The sequence below is a fragment of the Flagellimonas sp. 2504JD4-2 genome, assembly GCF_053642935.1.
Genome location: NZ_JBSIOV010000002.1, coordinates 715022 through 732324 on the forward strand (window position 1 = coordinate 715022; position 17303 = coordinate 732324).

12 protein-coding genes are annotated in these 17303 nt (G+C 41.2%); 7 read left to right on the top strand and 5 right to left on the bottom strand.

What is annotated here, in order from left to right; all coding sequences use genetic code 11:
- The first annotated feature begins 31 nt into the window (after positions 1–31).
- The 5 genes from ACULLH_RS09900 (at position 32) to ACULLH_RS09920 (ending at position 4425) form a co-directional block, all read left to right on the top strand.
- Complete coding sequence (locus tag ACULLH_RS09900) at positions 32–1291, top strand: ABC transporter ATP-binding protein (protein WP_454088583.1); 1260 nt, start codon at positions 32–34, stop codon at positions 1289–1291.
- Positions 1278–1790 carry an N-acetyltransferase family protein gene (locus ACULLH_RS09905; RefSeq protein WP_454088584.1) on the top strand — a complete coding sequence of 171 codons (513 nt, stop codon included), beginning with the start codon at positions 1278–1280 and terminating at the stop codon, positions 1788–1790. The genes ACULLH_RS09900 and ACULLH_RS09905 overlap by 14 nt, the downstream gene beginning before the upstream one ends.
- A gap of 66 nt (positions 1791–1856) precedes the next feature.
- Complete coding sequence (locus ACULLH_RS09910; protein ID WP_454088585.1) at positions 1857–3326, top strand: pyridoxal phosphate-dependent decarboxylase family protein; 1470 nt, start codon at positions 1857–1859, stop codon at positions 3324–3326.
- Positions 3326–3652 (top strand): hypothetical protein, encoded by a 327-nt coding sequence (locus ACULLH_RS09915; RefSeq protein ID WP_454088586.1) that lies wholly within the window; start codon positions 3326–3328, stop codon positions 3650–3652. The genes ACULLH_RS09910 and ACULLH_RS09915 overlap by 1 nt, the downstream gene beginning before the upstream one ends.
- Positions 3653–3663: 11 nt before the next feature.
- Complete coding sequence (locus ACULLH_RS09920) at positions 3664–4425, top strand: HEAT repeat domain-containing protein (protein WP_454088587.1); 762 nt, start codon at positions 3664–3666, stop codon at positions 4423–4425.
- 155 nt (positions 4426–4580) lie between these two features.
- On the opposite strand, the gene secDF is transcribed toward ACULLH_RS09920, so the two are convergent.
- A complete protein-coding gene (gene secDF, locus ACULLH_RS09925) occupies positions 4581–7547 on the bottom strand; it encodes a protein translocase subunit SecDF (RefSeq protein WP_454088588.1) in 2967 nt (988 codons plus the stop codon).
- 140 nt (positions 7548–7687) lie between these two features.
- Positions 7688–8614 carry a malate dehydrogenase gene (gene mdh / locus ACULLH_RS09930; protein WP_454088589.1) on the bottom strand — a complete coding sequence of 309 codons (927 nt, stop codon included), beginning with the start codon at positions 8612–8614 and terminating at the stop codon, positions 7688–7690.
- Between the two features lie 244 nt (positions 8615–8858).
- Here mdh and ACULLH_RS09935 point away from each other — a divergent pair, with 244 nt between their 5' ends.
- On the top strand, positions 8859–9233 hold the full coding sequence (locus ACULLH_RS09935; RefSeq protein ID WP_454088590.1) for a hypothetical protein: 375 nt from the start codon (positions 8859–8861) through the stop codon (positions 9231–9233).
- 81 nt (positions 9234–9314) lie between these two features.
- Here ACULLH_RS09935 and ACULLH_RS09940 read toward each other — a convergent pair whose 3' ends face one another.
- Positions 9315–10325 (bottom strand): DUF6588 family protein, encoded by a 1011-nt coding sequence (locus ACULLH_RS09940; RefSeq protein ID WP_454088591.1) that lies wholly within the window; start codon positions 10323–10325, stop codon positions 9315–9317.
- A gap of 247 nt (positions 10326–10572) precedes the next feature.
- Here ACULLH_RS09940 and ACULLH_RS09945 point away from each other — a divergent pair, with 247 nt between their 5' ends.
- Complete coding sequence (locus ACULLH_RS09945) at positions 10573–13149, top strand: alpha/beta fold hydrolase (RefSeq protein WP_454088592.1); 2577 nt, start codon at positions 10573–10575, stop codon at positions 13147–13149.
- Positions 13150–13220: 71 nt separating this feature from the next.
- Here the strand turns inward: ACULLH_RS09945 and gyrB are convergent, their stop codons facing one another.
- On the bottom strand, positions 13221–15161 hold the full coding sequence (gene gyrB / locus ACULLH_RS09950; protein ID WP_454088593.1) for a DNA topoisomerase (ATP-hydrolyzing) subunit B: 1941 nt from the start codon (positions 15159–15161) through the stop codon (positions 13221–13223).
- A 248-nt stretch (positions 15162–15409) separates the two neighbouring features.
- On the bottom strand, positions 15410–17080 hold the full coding sequence (gene asnB, locus ACULLH_RS09955; protein ID WP_454088594.1) for an asparagine synthase B: 1671 nt from the start codon (positions 17078–17080) through the stop codon (positions 15410–15412).
- Positions 17081–17303 lie beyond the last annotated feature (223 nt).

Here is a 17303-nt window from a genome sequence, read left to right on the forward strand (position 1 = left end):
TTAATTTTGAAATCCATTGGATTTATACTAAATGAACCCAACCAAAAACTATGCGATACTGATCGATAACAAATCCCAAACCCAAGATTTGGTTTCTGACTTGTTGAAAGGTGTCCCAATTCATGGATTTAAGAATCTTGAAAACAAAAAGGGATTGTTGTTTTCCAGATCCGAAATACATAGGTTCATGGATGAGGAAGAGCGGCATGACACCAAAATAATCACAAGCGCTTCTTCCCAATCCTTAAAATCGATGAGTAGTGGAGAACAAAAAAAAGCATTGCTTCATTACTTATTGGAGCAAAACCCGCATTTTTTGATCTTGGTAAATCCCTACGACAATTTGGACGTTGCCACCCAAGCTTATCTTCAAGATAAATTGCTATCGATCTCAAAGTCCATTCCCTTGGTTCAGATTGTAAGCCGATTGGATGACATACTTTCCATCACTACAGATTTTTTCAAACTAAAGCAAAGTCAACTTTTAGCTTATTCCGATGCCGATGCATTTTGGAAAGAAAACACCAGACAATCCAACCAATTCACAGAGACCATACCGCCTCCACTAGAACCTATTACCGTGAAAGGTTCGGAACTTGTCGATTTCAAAAACGTTTCGGTGAGTTTTGATGGACGCCAGGTATTGGACAAAATCAACTGGACCATTAAAAAAGGGGAATTTTGGCAGCTTATCGGTCCCAACGGTAGCGGTAAGACCACCATGCTTTCAATGATTACAGGTGATAGCCACAAGGGCTATGGACAAGATCTTACCTTATTTGGGCAAAGAAAAGGTAGTGGTGAAAGTGTTTGGGACCTGAAGGAAAAAATCGGGTACTTCACCCCTGCAATGACGGATAAATTCAACGGGTACCACACTCTCGAAAATATGGTGATCTCAGGAATCTATGATTCCATCGGGCTTTACAAGAAAGCTTCGGACCAAGCAAAGCGTTTAGCTGCTTTATGGGTCAAGCTGTTACAACTGGAAGATAAAAGGAACAAACAATTTCTAAATCTTACCCCAGGCGAAAAACGCTTGGTAATGACCGCTAGAGCCATGATCAAACATCCGCCTTTGCTCATTTTGGATGAACCCACGGCAGGTCTCGACGATGAGAATGCAGCATTGTTTGTTTCCTTGGTCAATAAAATTGCGCAAGAAAGTGACACGGCCATTGTTTTTGTCTCGCACAGGAAAGAAGTTGGATTGGAGCCTCAATTTGATTACATTTTGGAAATGAACCAATCCGGGTCCACAGGAAAGGCACAACCACATGCAGATAGCTAAAGCAACATCATCTGATGCAACCATAATTGCCCTTTTGGCAAGAATAACTTTTTCCGAAACATTTAGCCACTATTTCAGTGATAAGACGGATTTGGAAAATTATCTTGACCATACCTTTAATGTGGAAAAACTTAAAAACAGCCTTACCAAACCCAACAATGTTTATTGGTTGGCATACATCGATGGTTTGCCTGTGGGATATGCAAAATTGAAATTGAATTCACCTTCTCCATTTATCGAAGCGCAAGACGTGTGTCAACTCCAAAAGATTTATGTGCTCAAGGATTTTTTATCCAAAAAAGTCGGTTTGGCGCTTCAAAATGAACTTCTCGAAGAAGCGGCAAGCAAATCTGAAAAAATCTGGCTTTCTGTGCTAAAAGAAAATACACGGGCGATTAGATTTTATGAAAAGAATGGTTTCGACAAAATCGGGGACCATGATTTCCAAATAGGAAAAGAGCATTTCAAGTTCCAAGCAATGTCCAAATCGTTGCAGTAGCATAAAATTCCAAATACACTTATCTTTATGTTTCCTTCAAAATAAAGGGAGGTTAACTATTCTGCTATGACCGATAATACTCTGGATTTCACACAAAACGATTACAAAGCGCTTTTAGATAAGAGCAGCGAACTTGTCTTGAGGCAGTTTGAAAACATCCATCAGCAAAAAGGGTATCACGACTACCCGCAATCCCAAGTAGAACAATGGTTTGATGAGGAATTACCCGCACAAGGCATGGATAACTCGAAACTGTTGGATGAAGTTGAAAAAAAGGTGTTGAACACTGCAACAGGTAACCTTGGACCGCATATGTATGCTTACGTAATGTCCGGAGGCAATCAGATTTCAATTATTGCCGAAAAGTTGGCCACCACGATTAATCAAAATCAGACCAAATGGCATTTGGGGCCCGCCATGAACGAAATCGAAAAACGGGTCATTAAATGGACGGCTCAAATGCTGGGATTTACATCCGATGCCGGTGGGGTTTTGGTCAGTGGAGGATCTGCCGCCAACCTAACAGGCCTTACCGTGGGGAGAAATACTTTCTTTGAAAAAGAAGGCATCCGTCAAAAAGGCCTTTTTGGGCAGGCACCCTTTGTCGTTTATGCTTCGGAAGAGGTCCACAACTGTGTCGATAAGAGTGTTGAACTGTTGGGTATTGGTAGTGATTACCTTAGAAAGATAAGCACCAATGATGTATTTCAGATAGATTTGGAATCCTTGGAGAAAACCATAAAACAAGATATCGCTGATGGACTCCAACCTTTCTGTCTTATCGGAAATGCAGGAACTGTTAACACAGGAGCCATAGACGATTTGGAAGCATTGGCCAATCTAGCGGAAAAGTATGGATTATGGTATCATGTTGATGGTGCTTACGGTGCACTAGCTGCTGTTTTGGATCATCTAAAACCTGAGTACAAGGGAATGGAGCGCGCAGATTCCATCGCTCTTGACTTCCACAAATGGCTCTACCAACCTTTTGAAGCAGGCTGTACCCTGGTTCGAAATTGGGATAACCTTCGCAGAACGTATTATAAGAAAGCCGCTTACTTGGATACGGAACTGGCCAATGATGGTCATCGCCTGGAATTCAACGAGCATTACTTTCAGTTATCCCGAAACGCCAAAGCATTCAAAGTTTGGATGAGCATTAAGGCGTACGGAATGCAGAAGTTCAAAGCAATGATCCAAAAGGATATTGATCTCACCCAATATCTTAATAAGCAAGTCCTAGCTTCAAAGGATTTTGAATTAGTGGCCGATTCGAAGTTGGCGGTTTCCTGTTTCAGATATCTAGGAAATATGACCGATAAAGAGGACATTGTGGAGTTCAATCACAGGCTGATGCCCGAACTCGAAAAGGATGGACGGGTTTTTATCATGGGTACCAAACTTAAAGGTGACTACGCCATCCGGGCTTGTTTGATCAATCATAGGAAGACAGAGGAAACCATTGATTATTTGTTGGACGTCATCCGTGATGTCGCGAAAAAAGTAGAAAGCAAATCATTTAAACTCGAACACTGATGGATAGGTATACGGTTATCAAAATATATGATGAAGTAGTTGCCAATAACCCCAACTTTGAGCGTAAGGGAAAGACCATGCCTTACACCTCATCGAATGGGTATATGTTCTCATTGGTTAATAAAGATAATCAATTGGGTATTCGGCTTTCAAAAGAAGACACGGTCGAATTTGATAAAGCTTTCGGCGCTAAATCTTTTAAATCTTATGGAGCCACTATGCGAGAGTATGTGTTGATTCCGGAATCCCTGCTTGGAGATACGGAAACACTTGGAAACTATCTTCAAAAAGGGTTTGAATATGTAATGTCACTTCCCCCAAAATAATCTGATTCCAAATGGGGTTCTATGATTTAGAGAAAGAGGAAAGGGACCAGCTGGTTCAAAAAATTCAATCAGACCTATTGACCGACCTTCAAAAGGGACAACAGGGAAATATCCTCAAATACTTTTCCGATGAGGATACGTATATCAGAAAGTCGGGATACTTGGCCGTTGGGAAACTTTACAAGGCCGAAAAAGTTCCCATCCGCACCATCGTTCTCCAACTTGATAAATTAATGCGATCCGAACACGAAAAGGTGAGGCAAACTTCCATCAATGCTGCTGGGGAATTGGGAAAAACTGATTTTGATGCCGTTGTACATTTTTTTGATACCGGATTGTTCGATGAACACCATTCCGTTCGAAATGCAGTTATCGGATCCGTTAAAAAGATGGGAGAGAAAAATCCGAAACCGGTATTAGCTTGGGCAAGGAAATATTTACATCATCCAGACAAGGAAGTACGACGTGAAGTTTGCCATGGAATAGAGCTAAGGGGCCGTAAATATCCAGGAGATATTCTTCCACTGCTTAAGGAACTGGAACATGACAAAACTGCTCGCGTGAAGAACACCTTAATCCACGTCCTAGGTCAGATTGCTTACAAAAAGGGATGCTTGGCTACCGTTGTCGAAGCCTTAAACGGATGGGAAAACAAAGAACTGGTCGAAAAAGCCTTGGACGAAATTGTTGATGTGCATGAGCGCTATAAAAATTTTTCTGCCCTATCCCAGGCTCAGGCCATCGCTTACATTGACCGTAACTACATTAAGTAAAAATCTGCCCAAAATTCCTAAGGCATAAAATGTCAGTCTGAGCTTGTCGAAGACATTTGATAAGCATAGAGTTTAAAAACTTCGACAGGCTCAGTTTGACAATAAAAAAAGCCACTCTAAAGAGTGGCCTTTCATATATCTAAATCTTTTCGATACTATTCCTTGGAAGAAGTTATCCTCTTTTTCAAAGCATCGAACATGATTGGAGTTGCAATAAATACCGAAGAATATGTACCCACCATCACACCAACGATCATAGCGAACATAAATCCTCTCAAACTTTCCCCACCAAAAACAAAGATGGCCAAAAGCACGATCAAGGTCGTTAAGGAGGTGTTCAACGTACGGCTCAAGGTACTGTTCAACGCCTGGTTGATGTTCTCCCCGTTCTTCCAACCTTTAAGGTTGACGATTTCACGAATTCGGTCAAAAACAACCACTGTATCGTTCAAGGAGTAACCAATTACCGTTAGAATTGCAGCGATAAATGCTTGGTCAATCTCCATGTTGAAAGGCATAATCTTTCCTGTAAGCGAGAAGATTCCCAATACGAACATTACATCGTGGAATACCGCTACCACAGCACCCAAAGAGAACTGCCATCTTCTAAATCGCAGTAAAATATATAGGAATACAACCGCCAAAGAACCAATGATCGCCAAGAAAGCGTTCTTTTTAATATCATCAGCAATGGTAGGCCCTACCTTAACGGATTGCAGTATTCCGATTGATTTTTCGGAAGCACCAACCGTAAAATCTTCAAAAGAAGTACCATCTGGTAAGTATTTTTGAAGCGAGGTGTAAAGTTTGTCCTGAATTTCATTATCCACTTCAATCCCTTCAACATCTACTTTATACGGAGTGGTTACTTTAATCTGATTCGCTTCACCAAAGGTTTTTACATTGGTTCCACTACCGAATACTGTATTCAATTCAGAAGCGATCTCGGATGGGTTTACCGCTTTTTCAAAACGAATTTGATATGAACGCCCTCCTACAAAATCTACACCTTGTTGCAAGCCGGTTGTCACCAAAGAGAAAATACCGATTCCAACCAAAATAAAGGAAGCAACATAAGCTATCTTGCGTTTCCCCAAGAAGTTGATGTTCATATTGGTGAACAAATTCTTGGTAATTCCTGTTGAGAAATCCAGATTTCTTCCTTTTTTGGAAATGTACCAATCTACCAACAAACGGGTAATAAAGATTGCTGTGAACAAGGAAGTAACAATACCTATCAAAAGCGTTGTTGCAAATCCTTTGATCGGACCTGAGCCAAAGATGAAAAGGATAATCGCTGTCAGACCCGTAGTAATGTTGGCATCTAAAATGGATGACAATGCATTGCTGAAACCATCTGCTACTGCTTGTGCCTTTCCTTTACCTCGAGCTATTTCTTCCTTAATTCGTTCAAATATCAGCACGTTGGCATCGACCGACATACCAATGGTCAATACGATACCCGCAATTCCAGGTAACGTCAATACTGCACCAAGGCTGGTCAACACCCCAAAAATCAAAAGGATATTCAATACCAATGCGATATCGGCAAAGATTCCAGCTTTTCCATAGTAAAATACCATCCATACCAAAACAAAGGCCATGGCAATCAAAAAGGACATAAAACCGCTATCAATGGCTTCTTGTCCTAATGATGGACCAACCACCTCTGATTGGATAATCTCGGCTGATGCTGGAAGTTTACCGGCTCTTAATACGTTGGCAATGTCCTTGGTCTCGTTAACCGTAAAGTTCCCTGTAATTTCGGAACGTCCACCGGAAATAGGTCCCGAAGAAACTCCAGGTGCCGTGTATACCTTATTATCCAATACGATGGCAATACCAGTTTGGTTATTGAAGGCGTCGCCTGTCAACTTTTCCCATTCCTTGGCACCTCTGGTATTCATGGTCATGCTTACCGCGGGCTTGTTATACTGGTCGAAGGTATCTTGTGCATCCGAAACTACATCTCCACTAATTCTAGGAGTGTTATCCCTGTTTGATTTTAACGCGAAGAGTTCCACCACCTCAGAATCTTTTGCTGGTCTTTCCCACAAGAACTTGGTAAACTGAACATCGTTTGGCAACAATCTTCTAATCTCTCTCATTCTTAAATAGCCGCCAATCTCAGCAGTATCGGATACCAAAGCTCTCGCGATGGCATGACTTCCAGGATTAGCAGGAATCAATTTGCTCAACAATGGATTTACCTGAAGGGTCAAATCCAACGAATCCTGAGCCACATCAGACAACAATGAATCTATCTCTGATTCTGGTTTTGAAACCTCTTCCTCCAGCTCTTCGGCAGGTTCCAAAATGTCTTTTAATCTTTCGTTGGCATTTACAAAGAAGGCACCCAAACCTTGGTTGTTTTGGGAATAGGTTTCCCAAAATTCCAACTGGGCAGTACTTGATAATAGTTCTTGTGCCCTAGCGATATCCCTTGCTCCCGGTAATTCAACCAAAATACGTCCTGAATTCCCTTCTCTTTGGATATTGGGTTGTGTTACTCCAAAACCATCAATACGCTCACGAAGTACTTCAAAAGCGGAAACAATAGACTCATCGATTTTTGTTCGGATAATGGGTTTAACCTCATCATCGGTCATCTGAAAATTGACCGCATCACTCAACCCCTTGTTCGCGAAAATATCTGGTGAAGCCAATTTGGTATCTCCCTTGATATCGTCGAAAGCCTCAAAGAAGAGTTCCAAATAGGTGTTGTCACTATTCTTGGAAGCATCATCTGCATCTGCCAAGGCTTTATTGAAGACTGGATTTTTGGTATTGTTGGCCAAACCTTTCAAGATATCCTTTACAGAAATCTGAAGGGTAACGTTGATACCACCTTTAAGGTCCAATCCCTTGTTCAATTCTTTTTTCTTCGCATCATCATAACTGGTATATCCCAAAACTGGATTGGCTCCAATGGAATCCAAATACGATGCTTCTAAAGCCTCACGCTTTGCCACATAATCCTCCTCAGCTTCTGAAACTTGGCTAATGGCGTAGGTTTCAGCATCTTTTTCCAATTTGCCCGTGATGAACGTATAAGAAAGTTGGTAAATGCTCACCAGACCAAAAAGAAGCGCAAAAAGCTTTATAAGTCCCTTATTTTGCATTGATTATTAAATTTTTAGAAGTTTTTATAAACAGCGTGCAAATATATCATTTCCGACAAGATTTGCCAATAGAAATTGATGGAATTGCAAATGGGCAGTCGCCTGCCCATTGATTTTAAAATTCTTATGTAACCTAAAGGTTATAGTTGAAGTAGGCCGTTGGTTTTTTTAACTCCTTCAGCGCTTTCCTGCATTTTGGCCTTTTCAGCATCGCTCAAGTCGATTTCGACAATCTTTTCGATACCGTTTCTGCCCAATAGCACAGGAACTCCTATACAAATATCATCTAGACCGTATTCCCCTTCCAATAAAGTAGAGCATGGGAACATTTTCTGTTGATCACATGCAATGGCCTGAACCAGTCCTGAAACCGCAGCACCAGGGGCATACCAAGCACTGGTACCCAATAATTTGGTCAATGTGGCACCTCCAACTTTGGTTTCCTGTACCACCCATTCCATTTTATCCTCGGAAAGAAATTCTGATACCTTAACGCTGTTTCTTGTAGCGTGGCCAATTAAAGGCACCATACCTTTATCACTATGACCTCCGATGACCATTCCATCAACATCGGAAATTGGAGCTTCAAGGGCCTCTGCCAATCGATATTTGAAACGAGCGCTATCCAGAGCACCACCCATACCAATGATTCTATGTTTTGGAAGACCAGTGGTCTTGTGTACCAAATAGGTCATAGTATCCATAGGATTACTCACAACAATTAAAATGGCATTGGGCGAGTGTTCCAAAAGACTTGATGAAACCGTTTTTACAATCCCAGCGTTGATTCCGATAAGTTCTTCACGGGTCATACCGGGCTTTCGTGGAATCCCCGATGTGATCACAGCAATATCGCTGCCCGCAGTTTTTGAGTAATCACTAGTACTTCCGGTGATTTTCGTGTCAAAGCCATTTAAGGAAGCCGTTTGCATCAAATCCATTGCCTTTCCTTCGGCATAACCTTCTTTTATATCCAATAAAACAACTTCGGATGCAAAATTTTTCATTGCAATATACTCAGCACAGCTAGCTCCTACAGCTCCTGCTCCAACTACGGTAACTTTCATTTTTATCTATTTTTATTTTAATCGGTCAAAAATAAGGCATTTAGCTCAGAAAAAAACTGACTTTCACCCATTTTAGCTTATAGGTTTTTTCTGATACATCTATAGTAGAAATCGTTAATATGTTAACAAAGTGTGCAGTTCAACGAAGAATTCCATGAGTTGCGTACCGTACATCGAATTTGTGACAATACTTCGGAACAAATCTTCGTTCTCATTATCCCAAATATGTTAACCTACTTAAACTATGAAAAAGCTCTTTTCATTGTTGTCGATTATCTGCATAATTGCAATAAGCAACTGTAGCAGTATTCCCGAAAACAACGACCCCATTCTAGGTACTTGGGTCAAAAATTCCTCTATCCAGAACGAGGACAGCAATAAAAACTCTTCCACTAGGGAAGAATGGATATTCAATGATGTGTATTTAGGAAGATACCAAAGTTATACCGATACCAACCTTACGTATTACACGGATTTTAGATGGTCCGAAGAAAATGGCAGATACACCATTACCTTCGGAGACGAGAATGTAACCGATGTAATCGTAAGCTTAGAAGAAAGCAATGACCCTGAGATCCTAGCCCTGGAAAACGGTTCTGTCTTCGCCACCAGGGAATAATAGTGGAAGACGCACATATATGAAAATAGTAGGCCCCAACTTTCGTTGGGGCCTACTTTATTTTGGTCGGGTATTTCTTTTTTATCTAAATCCGAAGTTAACACCAAAAGTAAAGGTGCTGAATTCAGCTATGTTGTAATCTACATTAATTCTGAAAAAACCTAGCTTTAGCTTGGTTCCGATATTTGCAGAAGCTCCACTTATCTTATTATTGATCAAAAACGGGTCGTTATATACAATGGGAGCACCTAAAGTCTGGACTTCATATCTACCCAAAATATTGGTATCTGCCTTTCCTGTGATATAATTTAATCCACCATAGAAGTTGATTACCGGTAAACGCGTGGAAACCACTGCTGCAAAATTCCAAGAGCTGAACTTGGCATCAATGCGTTGGTTTTCTCCTGAAATAACCCCGGTACTGGTAAAATCGTACTCTCCGCTAAGATTGGTATATCCTATTACTGCTGAGATGGCCACGGGAAGCAATTTATCCGCTGGTAGGTGTTTGGTGAAATCATGCTGTACCCCAAAACCAAAAAGTCCAATGGAAACATCATCAGTATTGATTTTAGGTAAGAATCTTGCCTTGACTTCGGTTCCTTTGATTAAACCTACGCTAGCTTGAATGTATCCAGATGGAACAAAATTCAAATCTTCTGATGACAGACCTGAAGGAAGCTCAAATGCGGTACTTACCTGCTGCCCTTCAATGGTAGCGTTAATGGCCACATTTACACCTTCAATATCTCCCAGTGCCGTAGCAACCTCTCTAGAGCTGCTCCCATCCACAAACGTAAGGTTTTCGTAGTCTGCTGTGTTCAAGGTAAAGGACTTCTTGTCTGATTTATTTTTAAATCCTGTGATATTACCCACAATGGAGATTTCGAATCCACCTAGTGGTTTGGCATCGGCTGAGTTGTACCATCCATTTGAGATACTATAAACTCCTGCCTCTGTTACAGGGGCCAACCAAGCCGTTGTAAATCGTTCCGCATCATTTAGACCCGCAGCCAAAATGTCGTTCAGGTTGGATTGTGCCATTCCGACTGAAAAACTGCATATCGCTAGTAAAAGGCTTATTCGCTTCATTTTGTAAAATTTTTCCTAAAACTAAAAAACTCACCCCGCGGAGACGAGTTTTTGTTGTGAAACGCTGTTATCTATACATTTAGCCGCTCTTCCTTGTTGCCAATTGCCGATTAATCCGCTGTCCTTAAGTAATATTCATGCGTTTTATTTCCATATCTCTGTTATCCGTCGAGCCATGGCTATGGGTAAGCTATTCTTTTTGCCCTTGGACCGGCTAATAATTATTTTCACTTTAAATCATCAATTCATGCAGAAATCACAACTTCATCGATCACTTATTTTGTTAATTGCCGTTTTTGGTTTTTTTAATACCTCAGCCCAGAAACGCCAAGGAAACATTGTTGAATATTTTGGGAAAGAAAAGGTAAACACGGTACGGGAGGGAAAAGTAATCCACGTGTTTAAGGAAGCGCTATATCTCACTTCAAAAAGGAGTGCTTTGAATTCCATTTCCTTTCCGACGGACAAGGTTTTCAGGGACTTTTTAATGAGCGACAAAACAGTTTCGGAAGGAGAAGTCGGTGCAATTGATGACAATGGAAAATCCCATAATTGGACAAAAATGGAAGTGGGTGACGCAAACACCTTCAATAACCCAAGTCTAAGAGGAGCGTACGTATACCTAAGTTACCGCTCATCCAGTGCCAAAACAGTACTTTTTGAAGCTTCCGGCCACACCCAGGCTATCATCAATGGTTACCCCCACGAAGGTGACTATTATGATTTTGGCTACAGTTTAATTCCCGTTACGCTCAAAAAGGGCATCAATGTTTTTGTTCTCAAAGCAGGAAGGTTTCCGAGGGTTCGTGCTCGTTTAATTCAACCAAAATCCCCGGTAATCTTTACAACACGGGATATGACATTGCCAGATTTGCTTGTTGAAGAAAATATGGATTATAAAGGAGCGATTCGTGTCATTAACGCATCGGATAATTGGGTGAAAAATCATAAAATCCATCTAGTTCACAAAGGAAAGGAGTCAACAACCACAATTCCTTCCATACCGCCAATGAGCGTGCGAAAAGTAGCTTTTAAAATCTCATCAGTACCCGAAAACACCGAAGCTTCAGAATCTGCATTGGATTTGACCTTGCAAAACAGTTCAAATATTACTCTGGATAATCAGAAAGTGGATATTCAGATCAAATCCAAATACGACAAACACAAACGCACATTTGTAAGTCAAATTGATAATAGTGTGCAATATTTTAGTGTGGCACCTTCTTCGACCAAAGATTTGGAAAATGGAGCCTTGTTCTTATCCGTCCATGGAGCGTCTGTGGAAGCAGTCAACCAGGCCAATGCCTATAAACAAAAGGATTGGGGCCATGTTGTTGCTCCCACCAATCGCAGACCCTTTGGTTTTGCATGGGAGGACTGGGGGCGATTGGATGCACTGGAAGTATTGGCCGAGGGAAAAAGGATATATCAACCCAATGCTCAAAAAGTATATCTCACAGGACACTCCATGGGAGGCCATGGTACTTGGTATTTGGGAGCTACCTATCCTGATAAATTTGCCGCCATTGCACCTTGTGCCGGTTATCCGGACCTTTTGGGATACCGCGACAGTTTTATAAAGCGTGCCCTAACTGCCAGTGAAGCTGAACGCAAGCGATGGGGCATCACTCCGGAGCGATTAAAGGAAATGCAAAAGAAGCCTTTATTGACCGATATGGACCACATGATTCTTCGCGCAGGGAATCCTAGTCGTACCTTAAAGCTGAAGCGCAATTACCTCCAACATGGGGTTTATGTGCTCCACGGCGAAATCGACAATGTGGTTCCTACTTTTATTGCTCGTGACATGCGGGAGGTACTGGGCAAGTTCCACCCCGATTTTACCTATTATGAATACCCTGGAGGCACGCATTGGTATGGTAATCACAGTATGGATTGGCCACCCATTTTTGAATTGTTTAAAAACAGGACCATAAAAGCCGATTCATTGATCAACAAAATGGAATTCTATACGGCTTCGCCCGGGGTTTCAGCTAAATCGCATTTTATCACCATCCATCAGCAACAAAAACCTTTTGAAATCAGTTCCGTAAACTTTTCAAAGGAAAACGGAGCATCTATAAGTACGGAGAATGCATCGGTTGTAGGATTGGATTTAGGAGCGATGAACCTAGCCTCTGATACATTAAGCATTGATGGGACCATAATTAAGATTCCTTCCAAAACACTTACCTATTATAAGAAGGTTGATGGTACTTGGCAACCTACTGCAAAACCGTCCTTGAAGGAAAAAGGACCACACCGAAATGGTGGATTTAAGGATGCTTTTAACAACCAGATGGTCTTTGTATATGCCACTAAAGGAAACGATACCGAAAATGATTGGTATTATAACAAAGCACGTTTGGATGCGGAGACTTTCTATTATCGGGCCAATGGTTCGGTTGAGCTTGTATCCGATGTTGACTTTGACCTAAAAAAGTATACAGACAGAAATATTGTAGTTTATGGCAACAAAAGCAACAATACAGTCTGGAACAAGTTGTTGAAGAATTTTCCGGTGCTGGTAGAAAACAATCGTGCTGTTTTGGACGGCAAAGAAGTCCGAGGTGGTCAATGGGGGCTATATTTTGTAGCGCCTAGACCGGATAGTGATACTGCAAGTGTTGGTGTAGTTACGGCCACCGGTGTTCAGGGCATGAAAGCAATTTATAGCAACCATTACCTCTTAAATGGCACTTCTTATCCTGATTTATTGCTATTTAGCAATGGTATTATGGAATATGGAACGGATGCCGTTAAATGTGCCGGATTCTTTGGAAACGATTGGTCCTTTTCCAACGGAGATTTTCAATGGAAGTAACTTTGGTACAAAAGCTTAAAAACAAAAAAATCCCGGGATTAACCGGGATTTTTTAGTTATGCTAGTGCTTATTACGCATCGATATTCGCATAAACGGCATTCTTCTCGATAAATTCCCTTCTCGGAGGTACTTCATCACCCATCAACATGGAGAAAATGCGGTCCGTTTCTGTGGCATTTTCAATGGTAACTTGTCTTAACGTCCTGAATTCTGGATTCATGGTTGTATCCCACAATTGTTCTGCGTTCATTTCACCAAGACCTTTGTAACGTTGAATTCCTGCACCACCTTTCATGGATTCCACAATTTCATCCCTTTCCTGATCATTCCAAGCATATCTTCGTTTGGAGCCTTTTTTCACCAAATAAAGTGGTGGGGTAGCGATGTAAACATGTCCTCCTTCAATTAATTCCCTCATATACCTAAAGAAGAAAGTAAGAATCAAGGTTTCAATGTGGCTACCATCGACATCCGCATCACACATGATGACCACTTTATGATATCTCAGTTTCTCAAGGTTCAATGCCTTGCTATCTTCTTCCGTTCCGATGGTTACCCCAAGCGCGGTATAGATATTCTTGATTTCCTCGTTTTCAAAAACCTTATGTTGCATGGCTTTTTCCACATTAAGGATTTTACCCCGAAGCGGCAATATGGCCTGAAAATTTCTATCTCTTCCTTGTTTGGCCGTTCCCCCTGCAGAATCCCCCTCAACCAAGAATACTTCGCATTTGGTAGGGTCTTGTTCTGAACAATCCGATAGTTTTCCAGGTAATCCCCCAACACTCATTGGGTTTTTACGCTGAACCATTTCACGGGCTTTAGCTGCCGCATGTCTTGCCTGAGCCGCCAGTTTTACCTTTTCAACGATTTGTTTCGCATCGTCCGGATTCTCTTCCAGGTAATTGGTCAGCATTTCGGAAACTGCCTGACTCACTGCACTGGTCACCTCACGGTTACCCAATTTTGTTTTCGTCTGCCCCTCAAATTGAGGTTCTGCTACTTTTACGGAAACAATTGCGGTCAATCCTTCTCGGAAATCGTCTCCGGCAATTTCAAACTTTAACTTATCTAATAGTCCAGAACTATCCGCATATTTTTTTAAAGTGGATGTCAATCCTCTTCGAAATCCAGATAGATGTGTTCCTCCCTCATGTGTATTGATGTTGTTCACATAAGAATGCAGGTTTTCAGAAAATCCAGTGTTGTAGATCATGGCCACTTCAACCGGAATTCCATTTTTCTCACCTTCCATAGCGATGACATGCTGAATCAGCGGTTCACGGGTTTCATCCAAGAACTTGATAAATTCTTTCAACCCTTCTTCAGAAAAGAAAGTTTCGGAAACAAATTCCCCCTTTTCATCCTTATTTCTCTTATCGGTCAATGTAATGGTTACCCCCTTGTTCAAATAAGCGAGTTCGCGCATTCTATTGGCCAAGGTATCGTAACTGTATTCGACAGTCTGCGTAAAGATGGTATTGTCGGGCACAAATGTGACTATGGTCCCCGTTTCGGAGCTATTTCCGACACTTTTTACAGGATATAGTGTTTTACCACGTTCGTATTCCTGTTCCCAAATCTTACCTTCTCTGTGGACCGTTGCCTTTAAATGGCTGGATAGTGCATTCACACAAGACACCCCAACACCATGAAGACCTCCGGATACCTTATAGGAATCTTTATCAAACTTACCACCTGCCCCAATCTTGGTCATTACCACTTCCAAGGCTGAGACTCCTTCTTTTTTATGTAAACCAACGGGAATTCCCCTACCATTATCCTTGGTCGTTATGGAATTATCCTCGTTGATAATCACCTCGATAGTATCGCAGTGACCTCCCATTGCCTCATCAATGGAATTATCCACTACCTCATACACCAAATGATGGAGTCCGCGGGTACCAACATCCCCAATATACATGGAGGGTCGCATACGCACGTGTTCCATACCCTCAAGGGCCTGGATACTATCTGCTGAATATTGATTTTTTTTAGCCTCTTCGCTCATATATTCTGTTTATTTGACTCGAAATTTTCAAATCTTACAAATATAAGCAATACCCAGTGAAATTAGGTGCTTGGGGCTATTTGAACACCTTAAGTTATCAACAAATAAATGTGGAAAAATCTAATGTCCTTTTTGGGAGTATTTCGTACCTTATTTCCATTGAAAAAGCCCCTTTGGTAAGAGGCTTTTCCGACTAACTCAAATAAAACAAAACTGCATATTCCTACTGCATAAATTATAAAGATTGGTTATTTCACATACGCATCTTCATGGACATTGGCCACAGCCCTTCCAGAAGGATCATTCATGTTTTTGAAGGCCTCATCCCATTCCAACGCAATTTTGGTGCTGCAGGCCACTGAAGGTTCCTGAGGAACGCTTAAAGCTGCTGCATCTGAAGGGAAATGTCCCTCAAAGATGGAACGGTAATAATACTCTTCTTTTGTGTTTGGCGTCTGAATTGGAAACTTGAAGTGGGCATTTTTTAATTGCTCATCGCTCACTTCGCTCTCAACTAAGGCTTTCAAGGTATCTATCCAACTATAGCCAACACCATCGGAGAACTGCTCTTTTTGCCTCCAGGCCACGCTCTCCGGCAAATACGATTCGAATGCTTTACGCACTACCCATTTTTCCATACGCTCTCCATTGATCATCTTATCTTTTGGGTTGATGCGCATGGCAACGTCCATAAATTCTTTATCCAAGAATGGAACCCTACCTTCTATGCCCCATGCCGCCAACGATTTGTTGGCTCGAAGACAATCATACATGTGCAATTTGTCCAGTTTTCTCACGGTCTCCTCATGAAAGTCCTTTGGACTAGGTGCTTTATGGAAGTATAGATATCCTCCGAACAACTCATCAGCTCCCTCACCGGACAATACCATTTTTATTCCCATTGATTTGATGACCCTCGCCATCAAATACATAGGCGTGGAAGCGCGAATCGTTGTAATATCATAGGTTTCCAGGTTATAGATGACATCCTTTATGGCATCCAAACCTTCCTGGATCGTAAATTTTATCTCATGGTGGATGGTTCCGATATGATCAGCAACCTTTTGTGCCGCTGCCAAATCAGGGGATCCTTCCAAGCCCACTGAAAAGGAATGCAATTGTGGCCACCAAGCTTCTTTGGTATCGCCAGATTCAATACGCATTTGAGAGTATTTCTTCGCTATTGCAGAGGTGACTGACGAATCCAGTCCGCCCGACAACAGTACCCCATAAGGAACGTCGGACATCAACTGACGATGGACCGCTGCCTCCAAAGCATCTTTTATTTCTTGAATACTGGTTTCGTTTTCTTTTACCGCCTCGTATTCCATCCAATCTCTTTTATACCATCTTTTAAACTCACCATCCGAGCTAAGCAGATAATGTCCTGGAGGAAATAGCTCTATTTTTGAACATGTTCCTTCCAAGGCCTTAAGTTCAGATGCCACATAAAAGGTTCCGTTCTTATCCCAACCAATATATAAAGGGATAATTCCCATATGGTCCCTAGCGATAAAATATTGGTCCTTCTCACTATCATAAATAGCAAAACCGAAAATTCCGTTTAGATCGTCCACAAAGTCGACTCCTTTGTCTTGGTACAAAGCCAATATCACTTCGCAGTCCGACTGGGTTTTGAAGGTATATTTCCCTTCAAATTGCTTTCTCAATTCTCTATGGTTGTAGATTTCACCATTGGCTGCCAAAACCAATTTACCATCTTCGCTCAACAAAGGTTGCTTTCCAGATGCTGGATCAACAATTGCCAAACGTTCATGGGCCAAAATAGCTTTGTCATCAGAATATATTCCGCTCCAATCTGGACCTCTATGCCTTACCTTTTTGGACATTTCCAAAAGTTGTGGCCTTAGTTTCTCAGCACTTTCCTTTATATCAAATGCACATACAATTCCGCACATATCTTTATCTTTATAACAATTTATATGCAAATATTGGTTTATAATTTCAATTACTAAACATATATCTATTATTTGATTACATATTTTTAATTATTTATCGCATTTCAGCACGAATTGAAACAATTTTTCCATTATCATCACTTTAATCATACATATTGAAAGGTCTGTTAAATTTTAACGTCTCTTTATACATAGATCATTTAAATACGTCCTAGTTTTGGGA